Below are 15,792 nucleotides of genomic sequence, written 5' to 3'. Positions count from 1 at the left end.
CCCTGTCCTTACTCCATGCCCAACTTCTTCAGCTTGTAGCGCAGCGCACGGAAGGTGATGCCCAGCTGCGCGGCGGTGCGGGTCTTGTTCCAGCGGTTTTCTTCCAGCGCGCGCTGGATGGCGCTGCGCTCGAGCTGTTCGATGTACGAGGGCAGGGCGGCGTTGCCGGGCTGCAGGTCGGCAACGGCTTCGGCATGTGCTGCGCTGCCGGGCGTGCGCGGGGCATGTTGCGGCAGGCGCAGGTCGTCGGCGCCGATGCGGTCTTCTTCGGCCAGTGCCAGTGCACGCTCCAGGATGTTCTCCAGTTCACGCACGTTGCCGGGGAAGGCGTACTGGGCCAGTGCGTCCAGTGCCGACGGCGCCAGCAACGGCGTCGGGCGGCCATGGCTGCGGGCCAGCCGTGCCAGCACCGACGCGGCCAGTTCCGGCAGGTCCTGGCGACGCTCGCGCAGCGGCGGCACCCTCAGTTCGATCACGTTGATGCGGTAGTAGAGGTCGTGGCGGAAACGGCCGTCCTCGACCAGTTCGGCCAGGTCCTTGTGGGTGGCCGAGAGGATGCGCACGTCCACCGGCTCTTCGTTGGCCGCACCGACCGCGCGCACCGATTTTTCCTGGATCGCGCGCAGCAGCTTCACCTGCATCTGCAGGGGCAGCTCGGCCACTTCGTCCAGGAACAGGGTGCCGCCATGCGCGGCCTGGAACAGCCCGGGCTTGTCGGCGTGGGCGCCGCTGAAGCTGCCCTTGCGGTGGCCGAAGAATTCGCTCTCCATCAGCTCGCCGGGAATGGCGCCGCAGTTGACCGGCACGAACGGGCCGGCCGCGCGGGCACCCTGGGCATGGATGGTGCGCGCGACCAGCTCCTTGCCCACGCCGGATTCACCGAGGATGTAGACCGGCGCCTGGCTGCGCGCGACCTTGCCGATGGTGGTACGCAGCACGTCCATGGCCGGCGAGTCGCCAAGCAGGCGTGCGCCCTGTTCGGCGGCAGGGCCGGGCACGGGGCGCTCGGTGTTGTTGAGTTCCAGCGCGTGCTTGACCAGGCCACGCAACACGGCGATGTCCACCGGCTTGCTGACGAAATCGAAGGCGCCGGCCTTCAGCGCTTCCACCGCCAGGTCCATGCTGCCAAAGGCAGTGATCATCGCCACCGGCGTGCGCGGGTAGTGCTGGGCGATCTCGCTGACCAGCTCGATGCCGTTGCCGTCCGGCAGGCGCATGTCGGTGATGCACAGGTCGTACGGATTGCTGGCCAGCAGTTCGCGCGCTTCGGCAAGGTTGGCTGCGGTACTGATGCGCAGCCCCATGCGGCCGAGCGTGAGTACCAGCAGTTCGCGGATGTCGCGTTCGTCGTCGACGACGAGGGCGCTGCGGGTTTCGTTCATGGGCGTGAAAGATAAACGAGGGGGCTGGAAGCGACAAATGTTTGACGCACAGAATCGAGATCAGGTGGGCAACAACGTATGCGGGCCGGGCAGCACCAGGCGGAAGCAGGAGCCACCGGCGGGCACCGGAATGTAGTCCAGCCGCGCCTGGTTGGCCCGGCACAGCTCGCGGGCGATGTACAGGCCCAGCCCGGTGCCGTGCTCGGAGGTGGTGAAGAACGGCCGGAACAACTGCGCGGCGACACTCTCGGGAATACCGGGGCCACGATCCATCACGTCGATCACCGCACTGCGCTCGTGCTGCGCCACGCGCAGGCGCACCCGCGCCGGTTGCTGGCCGATGCGCCCGTACTTGAGCGCGTTGTGCACCAGCACGGTCAGCACCTGGTAGAGGTGCTTGCTGTCGACCTGGGCCAGCACCGAGGTGTCGTTGATGATCGGCTCGATGCTGTCGGTCTCCAGCGTCTGCCCCTGCTTGTACTCCAGCACGAAGCGGCGCACGAAGGCGGCCAGGTCGACGTTTTCGGGCGTGGCGCGCTCGCGCCGGGCCAGGCCCAGCACGCTTTCGACGATGCCGTTGGTGCGCTGGCACTGCTGGCGGATGATCTGCAGCAGGCGGCGGTCGCTTTCGTTGAAGCCGGTGCCTTCTTCCAGCAGCTGCACCGCGTAGTTGATCGCGGCCAGCGGGTTGCGGATCTCGTGGGCGAGGCTGGCCGAGAAGCGCCCCATTGCTGACAGGGTGAGCGACTCGGCACGGCGCGAGACCACGCTGGAGTCGTCCAGGAACACCAGGGCCAGCTCGCTGCCGGCCAGCAGGCGCGCAAAGCGGGGCTGCACTTCGGGCTGGTCGGGGTTGAGCTGCAGCGGCAGTTCGTCCTGCGCCCAGCCGTTGCGCCAGCGCTGCAGGCGACGGGCCAGTTCCGGGGCGGCGCTGGCCAGGTCCAGGCGGCCGCTTTCGCCGCTGCCGTCGCTGTCACCGAGCAGCATCGAGGCGGCCTCGTTGGCCAGGGTGACACGGTTGTCGGCGTCGACTACCAGCACGCCGGTGCGCATGCGGCGGATGATCAGCTCGTTGATCTGGAACAGGTTGGCTACTTCGTCGCCGCGCTGGTTGGCCAGCTGCTGGTTGCGACGCGCGCGGCTGCCGACCTGGTAACTGATGAAGGCCAGCGCCAGGTAGCTGGTGGCGAACATGGCCAGTTCGGCCAGGGTACGGGTGGGATCGCCGCCTTCCAGCAGCTTCCAGGTGTATTCCACGCCGGTGGCGAGGCTGGCGGCCAGTGCCAGGCCCAGCCCCAGGCTGAGCGGCAGCAGGGTGGCGGCAGCGGCGATGTTGAACAGCAGCGACATCGAGATGCCGGCGCTGGCACCCGGCAGGGCATGCGACAACAGGGTGGCGGCGACGATGTCCACCAGCACGCCGCTGACCACGATCGGGCGCAGCCAGCGTTCGTTGCGGCCGATCACCAGCGCCAGCAGCGACAGCACCAGGTAGATGGCGGCGACGGTGTCGGCCAGCCGCGGGTGGTGGGCTTCGCCGACCATGGCCGACAGCGGGCTGTAGAGCAGGGCGGCGATGACCGAAGCGATCAGCACCCGGTACAGCGCGAAGAAATACAGCTCACGCCGCGGAATCGATTCGATGCGGTCGATCAATGAAGCACTGGGTGACACGCCGGAACTCCCCTTCTGGCTGCCTGGGTCTGGAATCTGCGGCGGGCCTGCCCGGCGTCCCCTGAGGCCGGGCGGTACGTCGCTTCGATGTGGCCTGCGGTGGAAAACCGTCGAGCACCCCCGACGCTACACACCCTGGCTGACCAGTATAGGGCCCCCGGCAGGGGCCCGCCGCTGCGGCCCGGATCGCGCATTTGGCCTGGGGTGGATACCGCTGGCCAGCCGGCCCCCGGGCGCAACTGCCTGAATGACGGCGGAAATCTGGCCGGGTCTGGCGTTTTGTACAGACTTCTTTGCGCCCCGGCGCCGGCTCGGCCACAATAGTGGGCCCGCCGCGGTCCGTGCCGGTGCCTCTTCCAGGGGGCCCTGAGGAATTGCGTGCGGTCGTTCCTATTCCCACGGTGACGCATGAATTTCCACGAATACCAGGCAAAACAACTGCTTGCCGAATACGGCATCCCGGTCCCGGCCGGCAAGGTCGCGGCGACCCCGGACGAGGCGGTTGAAGTCGCCCAGTCGCTGGGCCAGGGCCCCTGGATGGTCAAGGCGCAGATCCACGCTGGCGGCCGCGGCAAGGCTGGCGGCGTCAAGTTCTGCAAGACCGTCGACGACGTGAAGGCCGCAGCGGCCAAGATGCTCGGCACCAAGATGGCCACCTACCAGACCGCCGGCGTCGAGCTGCCGATCAACCTGGTGCTGGTGACCACCGCCGGTGAGATCGTCAAGGAGCTGTACCTGTCGGTCCTGGTGGATCGCGGCACCCGCACCATCAGCTACATCGCCTCTTCCGAAGGCGGCATGGAAATCGAGCAGGTCGCTGCCGAGACCCCGGACAAGATCCACACCCTGAACGTGGACTTCGTCGAGGGCGTGCAGGGTTACCACGGCCGTGACATCGGCTTCAAGATGGGCCTGACCGCCAAGCAGGCCGGCCAGTTCGCCAACATCATGGTGAACCTGTACCGCATCTTCAACGAGAAGGACCTGGCGCTGGTTGAGATCAACCCGCTGGCGATCCTGGACGATGGCAACCTGTACGCGCTGGACGGCAAGTTCAACAGCGACGACAACGCCAACTTCCGCCACAAGGAACTGGTCGCGATGCGCGACAAGTCCCAGGAAGATGAAACCGAAGTGACCGCTTCGGAGCTGGACATCAACTACGTCACCATGGACGGCAACATCGGCTGCATGGTGAACGGTGCCGGCCTGGCCATGGCCACCATGGACGTCATCAAGCTCAACGGCGGCGAGCCGGCGAACTTCCTGGACGTGGGCGGCGGTGCGAACAAGCAGCGCGTCATCGAAGCGTTCAAGCTGATCCTGTCCTCGGACAAGGTTGAAGGCATCTTCGTCAACATCTTCGGCGGCATCGTCCGCTGCGACATGATTGCCGAAGGCATCATCGCCGCCGTGAAGGAAGTGGGCGTCAAGGTTCCGGTCGTGGTGCGCCTGGAAGGCACCAACGTGGAAGAGGGCAAGCAGCTGCTGCGTGACAGCGGCATGGCCATCATCCCGGCTGACAACATCAACGACGGCGCCAAGAAGGTCGTTGAAGCGGTCAAGAACGCCGCCTGATCCACGACACCGAAGGAAATTCCCATGTCTGTTTTGATTAACAAGAACACCAAGGTGATCGTGCAGGGCTTCACCGGCCAGCAGGGCACCTTCCACGCCACTCAGATGATCGAGTACGGCACCCAGGTTGTTGGCGGCGTGACCCCGGGCAAGGGTGGCACCACCCACATCGACCTGCCGGTCTTCAACACCGTTGCCGACGCCGTGCAGAGCACCGGCGCCAACGCTTCGGTCATCTACGTGCCGCCGCCGTTCGCGGCCGACGCGATCCTGGAAGCTGCGGCTGCCGGCATCAAGGTCATCGTCTGCATCACCGAAGGCATCCCGGTGCTGGACATGCTGCGCGTGAAGAACGTGCTGACCCGTTCCTACCCGGACACCGTGCTGATCGGGCCGAACTGCCCGGGCGTCATCACGCCGGGCGAGTGCAAGATCGGCATCATGCCGGGCCACATCCACAAGCCGGGCAAGATCGGCATCGTGTCGCGTTCGGGCACCCTGACCTATGAAGCGGTCAAGCAGACCACCGAAGTCGGCCTGGGCCAGTCCACCTGCATCGGCATCGGCGGTGACCCGATCAACGGACTGAACTTCGTCGACTGCCTGAAGCTGTTCAACGAAGACCCGCAGACCGAAGGCATCATCATGGTCGGCGAGATCGGCGGTGACGCCGAAGAAGCCGGCGCCGAGTACATCAAGAACCACGTGAAGAAGCCGGTCGTCGGTTTCATCGCCGGTGCGTCGGCTCCGGCCGGCAAGCGCATGGGTCACGCGGGCGCGATCGCCTCGGGCGGCAAGGGCACCGCGGAAGGCAAGTTCGCCGCGATGGAAGCGGCTGGCGTGGTCACCGTCCGTTCGCCGGGCGACCTGGGCGCCGCCATCGCCAAGCTGATGAAATAAGATCGACTGCCTCGCGCAGACGACGCTGTAGAGCCGGCCGCTGGCCGGCTGCCTGAAACAGAAGGGCCGCCTTTGGGCGGCCTTTCTGCGTCTGGCATGCGGTCAGACCCCTTTTGCCATGCAAAAGGGATCTGACCCCGGCGTTACAATGGAAGCATTGCAACCACAGGCTGGATTCCCATGGCTTCGATCCGCATCGCGATGGCGCAGTTCGACTTCCCAGTCGGCGACGTCGCCGGCAACACCGAGCGCATCATCGAGATGATCGGCCAGGCGCGCGATGAGTACGGCGCCGAGCTGGTGATGTTCCCCGAGCTGGCGGTGAGCGGCTACCCGCCGGAGGACCTGCTGCTGCGCCCGGGTTTCCTGTACGAGTGCGAGCAGGCGATGACCCGCATCGCCACCGCCTGCCGTGGCATCACCGCCGTGGTCGGCTGGCCGCAGGCGGCTGGCGCGGTGGTCTACAACGCTGCCAGCGTACTGCGTGACGGCCTGGTCGAGCAGACCTACCGCAAGCGCGAACTGCCCAACTACGCGGTCTTCGACGAGCGCCGCTACTTCGACGTCGATCCGGATGGTGGCAGCTGCGTGTTTGAGGTCAATGGCATTCCGGTCGGCCTGCTGATCTGCGAGGACCTGTGGTTCGCCGAGCCGCTGGCCGACACCACGCGCGCGGGTGCGCAGCTGGTGGTGGTGCCGAATGCTTCGCCCTACGAGCGTGGCAAGCACGCCCAGCGCGACGCCGTGCTGGCCGCGCGTACCCGCGAGAGCGGGGTGGCCATCGCTTACCTCAACGTGGTGGGCGGCCAGGATGCGCTGGTGTTCGACGGTGCTTCGGTGGTGGCGGATGGTGATGGCACGGTGCACCCGGCCGCTGCTGCCTTCGTCGACCAGTGGCTGGTGGTGGAGTATGACGGTGAGACCCGCCGCTTCATGCCGCATGTGTGGATGGACGACGGCGACGAGAGCATGGACGCGCTGGCCTGGCGCGCGGTGACCCGTGGCATCCAGGACTATTGCCGCAAGAACGGCTTCAGGAAGGTGTGGCTGGGCCTTTCCGGTGGCATCGACTCGGCCCTGGTGCTGGCATTGGCCGTGGATGCGATGGGCGCGGAGAACGTGACCGCCGTGCGCCTGCCCTCGCGCTACACCGCCGGCCTGTCCAACGACCTGGCCGCCGAGCAGTGCCGGGCGCTGGGGGTGAAGCTTGAGGCTGTGTCGATCGAGCCGGCGTTCAAGGGCCTGATGGAATCGCTGGCGCCGATGTTCGAAGGCACCGCGCCGGACGTGACCGAAGAGAACCTGCAGTCGCGCAGCCGCGGCGTGATCCTGATGGCGCTGGCCAACAAGTTCGGTGGCCTGCTGCTGACCACCGGCAACAAGAGCGAGTACGCGGTCGGCTACGCCACCATCTACGGCGACATGTGCGGTGGCTATGCGCCACTGAAGGACCTGTACAAGACCGAAGTGTTCGGCCTGTCCAAGTGGCGCAATACCGTGGGCGGCGCACCGGTGATCCCGCCGGCGGTGATCAGTCGCCCGCCGTCGGCCGAGCTGCGCGAGAACCAGCTGGACCAGGACTCGTTGCCGGCCTATGACGTGCTGGACGGCATCCTCTACCGCTACATCGACCAGGAGCAGTCGCGCGGCGAGATCGTGGCCGCCGGCTACGACGCAGCCGTGGTCGACCGCGTGCTGCGCCTGGTGCGCATCAGCGAGTGGAAGCGGCACCAGGCCGCGCCGGGGCCGAAGGTCTCGCGCCGCGCGTTCGGCCGCGAGCGGCGCTACCCGATCAGCAACGGCTACAAGGGCTGAGGCAGCGCTTGGCGGGTCGTGCCGGCCGCTGGCCGGCAACCCGTTGGCCCCTCCCCGGTGGGTGCGGAGCTTGGTCCGCACGATGGTCGAAGATCATCCACGCTTGGCGTGGATCTACCGGACTCCGTCGAGCAACTGTTCGAGACCGGCGGTTTCCGCAGCGTCGTTGAAGGGATCGTCCCCCAGTCGCGCACGTACGAACCGCAGGCCATCGGCCGCCGCTGCGTCCAGCGTGCCCCGGTGGTCGACGGGGTAGCGCCGGAACGCGACCGGCTCGCCTCGCAGGGCCAGCCCAGCGGCGTACAGCAGGGTGGTCAGGTAGGGCACATCGCGGTCCTGGCTGCCATGGCCCAACATCAGCGGTTGGCTGAAGCCGCGGCGCGGTACGCCGAGATAGTCGTACAGCACCGCCCAGATGCCCGGCACGCTGGCCAGCGGCTCAGTGAACATGCTGCCGGTGTCGGCGCCGTCCAGCGTGGTGGCCAGTTCGCCCAGGCACTGCTCGCGTGCCACCGCCACCCGCGCGCGGCCTTCATCGCTGAGGACGCGGTCGATCTGCGGCGCGACCTGCAGCAGGCCATCGAGCAGATACGCGTGATACGCGTTGAGCGCGCCCGGATTGGCGGTGCGGTTGTCCGGCTTCATCACCAGCGCGGTCAGTTCGACTGCGGTGGGCGTGCCGGTGGTGAAGCTGCCGCGGTACTGCAGCGACGGTCCACCATAGGTGGGGGCGATGTGGCCCGCCGTGAGCGCGGCGGCACCGCCCTGCGAATGGCCGACCGAGACCCAGCGCGGCGACAGCGTCCCGTTGCCGAGGTACTGGCGGCTGGCCTTGATCATGTCGATGGCGTTGCGCGCGGCAGTGCGCACATGCAGATAGGCATGGTCGCCTGAGCTTCCGAGGCCCTGGTAATCCGCGGCGACCACTGCATAGCCCTGTGCCAGGAACCGATCGAGAAAGCGCCCGTCGCGTTCGGGTTGGTAGGGGCCGGAGACCGAGGGCGCACAACGATCCGCAATGCCCTGGGTGCCATGCGCCCACGACACCACCGGCCAACCGCCGATGGGCGGCGTGCCGGCGGGCAGGTACAGCAGGCCGGTGCCTTCGGCCAGCTGCCCGCGGTGGTCAGGGGTGCGGTAGTGCAGTTTGTAGGCCTGGGCGGCCTGGGACGGCACCCAGGTGGCGCGATAGGGGGCTGCGGACAGCAGATCGCCCGCTGCGTCCTGTGCGGCGGCCGGCGGCGCCGAGGTCAGCGCCAGCAGCGCGATGGCGAGGAGGCAGGACAGAGGGCGGATACTGCAGCAGGGCAGACGGGCCATGGGGCGCTCCGTGATGGCCGGTGTGGCCGTGGCGCTGCAGTGTGGATGGCCGTGCCCGGGCAGGCTGCGACCGGCGTCGCATCCGCCGTGGATTCGTAGCATTCCTAGGTGCCGGCCCCGGCGCGGGGAGGCGGACGAGGAAAGCAGTCGAGCATGGCTTGACTCTACAAAGAAGAAGGGCCCCTTTCGGGGCCCTCGCTTACTTCTTTTCCAGTCGCGCGTTGCGCTGGCCGGTGCTGGCGGACTTCTCGCCGGCGAACGGGTTCAGCTTGCGGATCATCCACGGGTACTTCGGCCACTTGCCTTCCAGCCACGGGTGGTCCGGCTGGTTCAGCTGCAGGACGCGGCGGGCGTCGTCGGCCAGGGTCTTGTTGCCCAGGTGGGTGTAGGAATCGGCCAGCACGGCCACGGCGTCGTACTGGAAGGCGCTCTGCGGGTAGGTTTCCAGCAGGTAGTTGGCGCGGCCCACGGCTGACACCCAGGCGCCGCGGCGCATGTAGTACAGCGCGTTGTCCAGCTCGTGCTGGGCGAACACGTCACGCAGCTCCAGCATGCGCTGGCGCGCATCGGCGGCGTAGCGGCTGTTCGGGTAACGATCAACCACGATGTTGAAGTCCGAGTACGCCTGGTGCGGCGTGGACAGGTCGCGGCGGCTGGCATCCAGCGACCATACGCGGCGCAGGAAAACCGTACTGCGGTTGGAGTTGGCCAGGCCGCGCAGGTAGTACAGATAGGCAATGTTGCGGTGGGTCGGGTAGGTACGGATGAAGCGGTCGATGCTGGACACCGCGTCATCGTGCTTGCCGGCCTTGTACTGGGCGTAGGCGGTTTCGATCATCGCCTGCTCGGTGTACGGACCGTACGGATACTGGGCCACCAGACGGCGGAAGCTGGCTTCCGCGCCGCTCCAGTTGCCGCCCTGCATCAGCTTGTGGCTTTTCTCGTACAGCTGTTCGACCGGCACGCCTTCATCGGGGCGATCACCCTTCTTGGCGCCGCGATGGCAGCCGGTTGCGGCGATGACCAGCACCAGCAGCAGGGCGGTGAGGCGGACGGGCGCGGAGAGCATGGCGGAGCGTCGGATCATGGGGTCGAGGCGGGACGCGGCTGGAATACGAAGGGTCGATGATAGCCTAGTGTCCTGTCCAGCGACTGAAACCGGCCGCCGGGACCCCAAAATTTCAAAGAATGCCCCCTGCCATGTCTGAACAACCCTCTGAATCGGCCCGCCAGGCCATCGTCCCCGACACCGCCGCCGGCCGCCGTTTCGACGCGGTCGTGGCCGAACTGTTCCCCGAATACTCGCGCTCGCGGTTGACCGAGTGGATCAAGGCCGGGGAGGTCCTGCTGGACGGTGCCCAGGTGCGCCCGCGCGATCCGCTGCGCGGCGGCGAGGTGGTGACCCTCAACGCGGTGCTGGAAACCCAGACCGATGCCCAGCCGGAGGACATCCCGCTGGACGTGCTGTTCGAGGACGAGCACCTGCTGGTGATCAACAAGCCGGTCGGCCTGGTGGTCCATCCGGGTGCCGGCAACCACAGCGGCACCCTGGTCAACGCGCTGCTGTTCCGCGATCCGTCGGTGGCGGTGCTGCCGCGCGCCGGCATCGTGCACCGCCTGGACAAGGACACCAGCGGCGTGATGGTGGTGGCCAAGACCCTGGAAGCGCAGACCGCGCTGGTCGAGCAGCTGGCGGCACGTGACGTGCACCGTCAGTACCTGGCCATCGTGATGGGCGCACTGGTGGCCGGTGGTACTGCCGATGCCCCGATCGACCGCCACCCGCGCGACCGCCTGAAGATGGCGGTGCGTGAGGACGGCAAGGAAGCGGTGACCCACTACCGCCTGCGCGAGCGCTTCCGGGCACACACCGCGCTGGAGTGCCGCCTGGAAACCGGCCGTACCCACCAGATCCGCGTGCACATGGCGCACGTGCGCCATCCGATCATCGGCGACCCGCTGTATGGCGGCGCGCTGAAGCTGCCCAAGGGTGCCAGCGACGAGCTGGTGGCCGCGCTGCGCGGCTTCAAGCGCCAGGCCCTGCACGCCGAGACCCTGGAGTTCATGCACCCGATCACCGGTGAACCGGTGCGCAACACCGCGCCGGTGCCGGAGGACATGCTGCACCTGATGAAGGTGCTGCGCGAAGACAGCGAAGCCTTCGCCGCCCGCGAGCGGGACCGCTGGTGATGGCGGCCGCGCTGCCGTTGCTGCAGGCCGACTGGCCGGCGCCCGCAGGCGTACATGCGCTGACCACGCGCCGGCACGGTGCGGGCATCTCGCCGGCGCCGTTCGCGCAGTTCAACCTGGGCAACCGGCACGCGGCCGATGGTGATACCCCAGCCAACGTTGAGCACAACCGCCAGCTGCTGCAGCAGGGGCTGGCGCTGCCGTCGGCACCGCACTGGCTGCGCCAGGTGCACAGCAGCACCGTGCTGCGCTTCGATGCACCGCCGGCGCCCGGCGCGAGCGAGCCGGTGGCCGACGCGGCGGTAACCTCGGTGCCGGGCGTGGTGCTGGCGATCCTGACCGCCGACTGCCTGCCGGTGGTGTTCGCCGCCGCAGACGGCAGCGAGGTGGGCGCGGCCCATGCCGGCTGGCGGGGGCTGGCCGACGGCATGCTGGAGGCCACGGTGGCCGCCATGCAGACGTCGCCGGCGCAGCTGCGGGCCTGGTTGGGCCCGGCCGCCGGGCCGTCCGACTATGAGATCGGCGAGGAGGTCTATCACGCCTTCGTCGGCCATGATCCCGCTGCTGAGCGGGCGTTCGTCGCGACCCGTCCCGGACACTGGAAGGTGGACCTGTTCGCGCTGGCGCGGCAGCGCCTGCAGTCTGCGGGGATGGACCCGGCACAGGTGTATGGTGGCACGGTGTCGACGATGGCCGACCCGGACCTGTATTCGCATCGGCGCGATCGTCGCACCGGGCGCATGGCGACCCTGGCCTGGATCGCGCCCTGACTGCGCCGCTGTTCGCGCGTGTGCTGGGGCCGGCCTTTGCCACCCTGGCAGGACCGGTGCAGGCGCTGCATGCCGCGCCGTTGCCGTGCCGCTACGCAGGGCAGGCCTGCATCGTGAGGGGGCGGCACTGGCTGGTGCCGCTGCTGGCTGCGTTGGCGCGGTTGCCACAGGACGGTGACGCGCTGCCCACCGAGGTGGCGTTCAACCGCTACCGGCAGGGTGAGCAGTGGGCGCGGCGGTTCGGCCGCTGGCCAATGGTGTCGCGGCTGTGGGCGCACGACGGGCATCTGCGCGAGCAGCTGGGCGCGGTGCGCTTCGAGTTCGCGCTGCAGGCCCGCGACGGTGGTATCGACTGGTCGGTGCGTCGGGTCTGGGCGTTCGGGCTGCTGCCGCTGCCGACGCGTTGGTTCGGCGGTGTGCGCTGCCGTGAAGCCTGGCAGGGCGAGCGCTACACTTTCCTGGTCGATGTGACGCTGCCCTGGGCCGGAGCCCTGATCCGCTATGAAGGTTGGCTCGAACCGCAGTGACGCTGCCGCCGAGGCGGGCAGCGCGGTGGTCGTGTTCGATGGCGTGTGCGCACTGTGCAATCGCTGGGTGCGGTTCCTGCTGCGTTTCGACCGCAGGGGGCGCTACCGCTTTGCAGCGATGCAGGGGCAGAAGGGCAGCGCGATGCTGCGCGCGCACGGGCTGGATCCGCAGGACCCGATGTCGTTCCTGCTGCTGGATGCACAGGGTGCCTGGACCGACACCGATGCGATCCTGCGCGTACTTGCGGGGCTGGGCGGCGCCTGGCGCCTGGCCGGCGTGCTGCGGCTCGTGCCGCGCGGCTGGCGTGATGCGGCGTATCGCGCGCTGGCACGCAACCGCTACCGCTGGTTCGGTCGGCATGACACCTGCCATCTACCCGCACCGGAACAGGCCGCGCGGTTCCTGGATTGACGAAAAAGGGGACGGAGGGGATTAAGTCGTTTGTGCATAAACGACTTAATCCCCTCCGTCCCCTTTTTTCTTCAGCCTTCCAGCGCGTCGAGGTAGCTGCGGCGCCAGTGGTTGATGTCGTAGGTGCGCAGATGTTCCATCATCGCGTGCCAGCGTTCCTTGCGCCTGCTCAGCGACATCGTCGCTGCAGTGGCGATTGCGTCGGCCACGCCGTCGAGGTCGTGCGGGTTCACCAGCAGTGCCTGCTTCAATTCGTCGGCGGCGCCGGCCAGCAGTGACAGCACCAGCACGCCGGGATCCTCCGGGTCCTGCGAGGCCACGTATTCCTTGGCCACCAGGTTCATGCCATCGCGCAGCGGCGTGACCAGGCCGACCGCCGCCGCTCGGTAGAAGCCGGTGAGCGTGGCATGGGTGAAGTTCTGGTTGACGTAGCGCAGTGGCGTCCAGTCCGGCTCGGCGTGGCCACCGTTGATGTGGCCGGCGATCTGTTCCAGTTGGCTGCGCAGCTGCCGGTACTCGGTGACATCGCCGCGCGAGACCGGCGCAATCTGCAGGTAGGTGAGCGAGCCGCGCTGGTCGGGGTGACGCTGCAGGTAGCGTTCGAAGCCGAGGAAGCGTTCGGGCAGGCCCTTGGAGTAATCCAGGCGATCCACGCCGATCGCCAGCTGGCGGTCCCGCAGGCTGCTGCGCAGGTTCTTCACTGCGGCCTTGGTCGCGGCGGTGCCGGCCTGGCGTGCGATCAGGTCGGTGTCGATGCCGATGGGGAAGGCCGCCGCGCGGAATCGGCGCCCACCGGGTGCTTCCAGCTCACCGTTGTCGAGCACGCGGCCACCACCGAACAGGCGCAGGTACGTCTGGAAGCGATCGGCATCGCGCTGGGTCTGGAAGCCGACCAGGTCGTAGGCGTACAGCGCGGAGAACAACCGCAGGTGGTCGGGCATGGCCTGCAGCAGGTCGGCCGACGGCATCGGAATGTGCAGGAAGAAGCCGATGCGGCAGCCGATGCCGCGCTCGCGCAGCAGTGCGCCGAGCGGGATCAGGTGGTAGTCGTGGATCCAGACGATGTCGTCCTCGCGCAGCAATGGTGCGAGCTTGTCGGCGAACAGCGCATTGACCTTGTGGTAGGTCTCGCGGGTGCCGCGGTCGTAGTCGACCAGGTCCAGCCGGAAGTGCAGCAATGGCCACAACGTGCGGTTGGCGAAACCATTGTAGTAGCCATCGACCTCGCGCTTGCTCAGGTCCATGGTGACGTAGTCGATGTCACCGTCCTTCTGCCGGTGCAGCGTGCCGCTGCCTTCCTTTACGGTCTTGCCGCTCCAGCCGAACCACAGGCCGCCGCGCTCCTTCAGGGCGGCCAGCAGGCCGACCGCCAGGCCGCCTGCGCGGTTCTCGCCGGGCACGGCCACACGATTTGATACCACGACCAGACGACTCACGATGCCTCCTGCCAGGACCGCGACAGGCGCATCGCGGCGGTGATCAGGCCGACATGCGAATAGGTCTGCGGGAAGTTACCCCAAGCCTCGCCGGTGTCGAAGGCCAGATCCTCCGACAGCAGGCCCAGGTGATTGCGCTGCTTCAGCAGCAGCTCGAACATCTCGCGCGCCTCGTCCAGGCGCCCGATGGCGGCCAGTGCGTCGATGTACCAGAACGTGCAGATGGTGAAGCTGGTTTCCGGCTCACCGAAGTCATCCGGAGCGACATAGCGGTACAGCGAATTGCCGTGCTTGAGGTCACGGCCGATGGCTTCGACGGTGGCGATGAAGCGGGCGTCCATCGCGTCGATGAAGCCGATGTCGGCCAGCAGCAGCAGCGAGGCGTCCAGGCGATGGCCACCGAAGGTATCGGTGAAGTGGCCCAGCTCTTCGCTCCACGATTCGGCCATGATGCGCGCGTGGATGGTGTCGGCACGTGTGCGCCAGTAGTGGGCGCGGTCATCGCGCTTCAGCCGCACGGCGATCTTGCACAGGCGGTCGCAGGCGGCCCAGCACATCGCGCTGGTGTAGGTGTGTACCTCGGTGCGGCCGCGGAACTCCCACAGGCCGGCATCGGGTACGTCGTGCAGGGCGAAGGCCTGCTCGCCGAGGGGTTCGAGGCGGGCGAAGGTGTGCGCATCACCCGGGTCCTGCAGGCGCCGGTCGAAGAACAGCTGCGTGGACGCCAGCACGACGCTGCCGTAGACATCGTGCTGGCGCTGCACCCAGGCCAGATTGCCCCGCCGTACCGGGCCCATGCCGCGGTAGCCGGACAGGCTGGGGACCTCATCTTCGTCCAGCTTGGCTTCGAAGCCGATGCCGTACAGCGGCTGCAGCGTGCCGTCGGTGGTGGCCAGGTTGAAGATGTAGCCGAGGAACTGTTCCATCGTGCGCGTGGCGCCGAGGCGGTTCAGCGCCCGCACCACGAACGCCGCATCACGCAGCCAGCAGTAGCGGTAGTCCCAGTTGCGCACGCTGCCGGGGGCTTCAGGAATGGAGGTGGTCATGGCCGCGATGATCGCGCCGCTGTCCTCGTACTGGCACAGCTTCAGCGTGATCGCACTGCGGATCACCGCGTCCTGCCATTCCAGCGGAATGGACAGGTAGCGCACCCATTCGCGCCAGTAATCGCGGGTACGCTGGAAGGCCTCCTGCACATAGCCGCTGATCGAACGGTTGAGCGATTCATCCACGCCCAGGATCAGGTGGATGGGATGGTTGAGCACGAACGGCAGGCCATCGCGCACGAAGCGCACCGGCACGTCGGTGGTCAGCCGCAGCACGTGTTCGGGCAGCACCCAGCGCACATGGTTGCTGCCCCAGGTGGATTCCGGAACGCGCGCGCCCCAGTCCGCCAGCGGGCGTGCGCGTACGGTGATGCGCGGGCTGCCAGCCAGCGGACGCACCTGGCGGATCAGGCTGACCGGGCGGTAGAAACGGTCGTTCTGGCGCCAGCGTGGGGCGAAGTCGAGGATTTCCAGTTCGCCGCCGTGCATGTCGCGCAGCACGGTGCGCAGGATCGCCGTGTTGGTCAGGTATTCCTGCTCGCTGCTGGCGAAGTCTTCCAGCTCGATGGCGAAGTCGCCACCGGTCTGCTGGTTGGGGCCGAGCAGCGCGCAGAAGGTAGGGTCGCCGTCGAAGGTGGGCAGGCAGCTCCAGACAACGCGGGCACGTTTGTCGACCAGGGCGCCGAAGCTGCCGTTGCCGACCACGCCCAGATCAAGATCGGGTTGGGTCATCACGCGGTAC

Annotated in this window: 13 protein-coding genes; 7 read left to right on the top strand and 6 right to left on the bottom strand. The window is 67.7% G+C overall.

Annotation, left to right across the window (positions count from 1 at the left end):
• Positions 1-8: 8 nt before the first annotated feature.
• Complete coding sequence (locus tag PEM_RS13450) at positions 9-1,382, bottom strand: sigma-54 dependent transcriptional regulator (RefSeq protein ID WP_065178929.1); 1,374 nt, start codon at positions 1,380-1,382, stop codon at positions 9-11.
• A 60-nt stretch (positions 1,383-1,442) separates the two neighbouring features.
• The gene (locus tag PEM_RS13445; RefSeq protein WP_061480577.1) at positions 1,443-3,056 is read right to left on the bottom strand and encodes an ATP-binding protein; all 1,614 of its coding nucleotides are present in this window, start codon (positions 3,054-3,056) and stop codon (positions 1,443-1,445) included.
• Between the two features lie 408 nt (positions 3,057-3,464).
• On the opposite strand from PEM_RS13445, the gene sucC reads away from it, so the two are divergent.
• From sucC to PEM_RS13430, 3 genes are all read left to right on the top strand, one after another.
• Positions 3,465-4,634: an ADP-forming succinate--CoA ligase subunit beta gene (sucC, locus tag PEM_RS13440; protein ID WP_005418614.1), complete on the top strand. Its 1,170-nt coding sequence runs from the start codon at positions 3,465-3,467 to the stop codon at positions 4,632-4,634.
• 24 nt (positions 4,635-4,658) lie between these two features.
• Positions 4,659-5,534: a succinate--CoA ligase subunit alpha gene (sucD, locus tag PEM_RS13435; protein ID WP_111128013.1), complete on the top strand. Its 876-nt coding sequence runs from the start codon at positions 4,659-4,661 to the stop codon at positions 5,532-5,534.
• Positions 5,535-5,714: 180 nt separating this feature from the next.
• Entirely contained in the window at positions 5,715-7,349 is a 1,635-nt protein-coding gene (locus PEM_RS13430; RefSeq protein WP_069139321.1) for an NAD+ synthase, read from the top strand.
• 114 nt (positions 7,350-7,463) lie between these two features.
• Here PEM_RS13430 and PEM_RS13425 read toward each other — a convergent pair whose 3' ends face one another.
• Together PEM_RS13425 and PEM_RS13420 are read right to left on the bottom strand one after the other, a co-directional pair.
• The gene (locus PEM_RS13425) at positions 7,464-8,669 is read right to left on the bottom strand and encodes a lipase family protein (protein WP_111126802.1); all 1,206 of its coding nucleotides are present in this window, start codon (positions 8,667-8,669) and stop codon (positions 7,464-7,466) included.
• A gap of 199 nt (positions 8,670-8,868) precedes the next feature.
• Complete coding sequence (locus PEM_RS13420; RefSeq protein ID WP_032960726.1) at positions 8,869-9,756, bottom strand: outer membrane protein assembly factor BamD; 888 nt, start codon at positions 9,754-9,756, stop codon at positions 8,869-8,871.
• Between the two features lie 113 nt (positions 9,757-9,869).
• On the opposite strand from PEM_RS13420, the gene rluD reads away from it, so the two are divergent.
• The 4 genes from rluD to PEM_RS13400 are packed head-to-tail and all read left to right on the top strand — an operon-like array spanning position 9,870 to position 12,568.
• Entirely contained in the window at positions 9,870-10,859 is a 990-nt protein-coding gene (gene rluD / locus PEM_RS13415) for a 23S rRNA pseudouridine(1911/1915/1917) synthase RluD (RefSeq protein ID WP_083297626.1), read from the top strand.
• Entirely contained in the window at positions 10,859-11,629 is a 771-nt protein-coding gene (pgeF, locus tag PEM_RS13410; RefSeq protein ID WP_111126800.1) for a peptidoglycan editing factor PgeF, read from the top strand. The genes rluD and pgeF overlap by 1 nt, the downstream gene beginning before the upstream one ends.
• A gap of 20 nt (positions 11,630-11,649) precedes the next feature.
• A complete protein-coding gene (locus PEM_RS13405; protein ID WP_111126798.1) occupies positions 11,650-12,156 on the top strand; it encodes a DUF4166 domain-containing protein in 507 nt (168 codons plus the stop codon).
• Positions 12,131-12,568 carry a thiol-disulfide oxidoreductase DCC family protein gene (locus PEM_RS13400; RefSeq protein WP_005418590.1) on the top strand — a complete coding sequence of 146 codons (438 nt, stop codon included), beginning with the start codon at positions 12,131-12,133 and terminating at the stop codon, positions 12,566-12,568. The genes PEM_RS13405 and PEM_RS13400 overlap by 26 nt, the downstream gene beginning before the upstream one ends.
• A 71-nt stretch (positions 12,569-12,639) precedes the next feature.
• Here the strand turns inward: PEM_RS13400 and otsA are convergent, their stop codons facing one another.
• A complete protein-coding gene (gene otsA, locus PEM_RS13395; protein WP_065178921.1) occupies positions 12,640-14,004 on the bottom strand; it encodes an alpha,alpha-trehalose-phosphate synthase (UDP-forming) in 1,365 nt (454 codons plus the stop codon).
• Positions 14,001-15,782, bottom strand: coding sequence for a glycoside hydrolase family 15 protein (locus PEM_RS13390; RefSeq protein ID WP_053499222.1), 1,782 nt, complete (start codon positions 15,780-15,782; stop codon positions 14,001-14,003). Before PEM_RS13390 ends, otsA begins: the two co-directional genes overlap by 4 nt.
• Positions 15,783-15,792 lie beyond the last annotated feature (10 nt).

It is taken from the genome of Stenotrophomonas sp. Pemsol (genome assembly GCF_003586545.1).
GTDB classification, from domain to species: domain Bacteria; phylum Pseudomonadota; class Gammaproteobacteria; order Xanthomonadales; family Xanthomonadaceae; genus Stenotrophomonas; species Stenotrophomonas sepilia.
Note: the sequence above shows the minus strand (reverse complement) of the source record. Positions and strands in the feature narration are given on the sequence as shown.

Bases quoted from the DNA above. Each gene is read 5' to 3' on its own strand.
- PEM_RS13400 (WP_005418590.1), top strand. From the start codon at position 12,131: ATGAAGGTTGGCTCGAACCGCAGTGACGCTGCCGCCGAGGCGGGCAGC.
- rluD (WP_083297626.1), top strand. From the start codon at position 9,870: ATGTCTGAACAACCCTCTGAATCGGCCCGCCAGGCCATCGTCCCCGAC.
- PEM_RS13420 (WP_032960726.1), bottom strand. From the start codon at position 9,756: ATGATCCGACGCTCCGCCATGCTCTCCGCGCCCGTCCGCCTCACCGCC.
- PEM_RS13390 (WP_053499222.1), bottom strand. From the start codon at position 15,782: ATGACCCAACCCGATCTTGATCTGGGCGTGGTCGGCAACGGCAGCTTC.
- sucD (WP_111128013.1), top strand. From the start codon at position 4,659: ATGTCTGTTTTGATTAACAAGAACACCAAGGTGATCGTGCAGGGCTTC.
- PEM_RS13450 (WP_065178929.1), bottom strand. From the start codon at position 1,382: ATGAACGAAACCCGCAGCGCCCTCGTCGTCGACGACGAACGCGACATC.
- PEM_RS13430 (WP_069139321.1), top strand. From the start codon at position 5,715: ATGGCTTCGATCCGCATCGCGATGGCGCAGTTCGACTTCCCAGTCGGC.
- PEM_RS13425 (WP_111126802.1), bottom strand. From the start codon at position 8,669: ATGGCCCGTCTGCCCTGCTGCAGTATCCGCCCTCTGTCCTGCCTCCTC.
- pgeF (WP_111126800.1), top strand. From the start codon at position 10,859: ATGGCGGCCGCGCTGCCGTTGCTGCAGGCCGACTGGCCGGCGCCCGCA.
- sucC (WP_005418614.1), top strand. From the start codon at position 3,465: ATGAATTTCCACGAATACCAGGCAAAACAACTGCTTGCCGAATACGGC.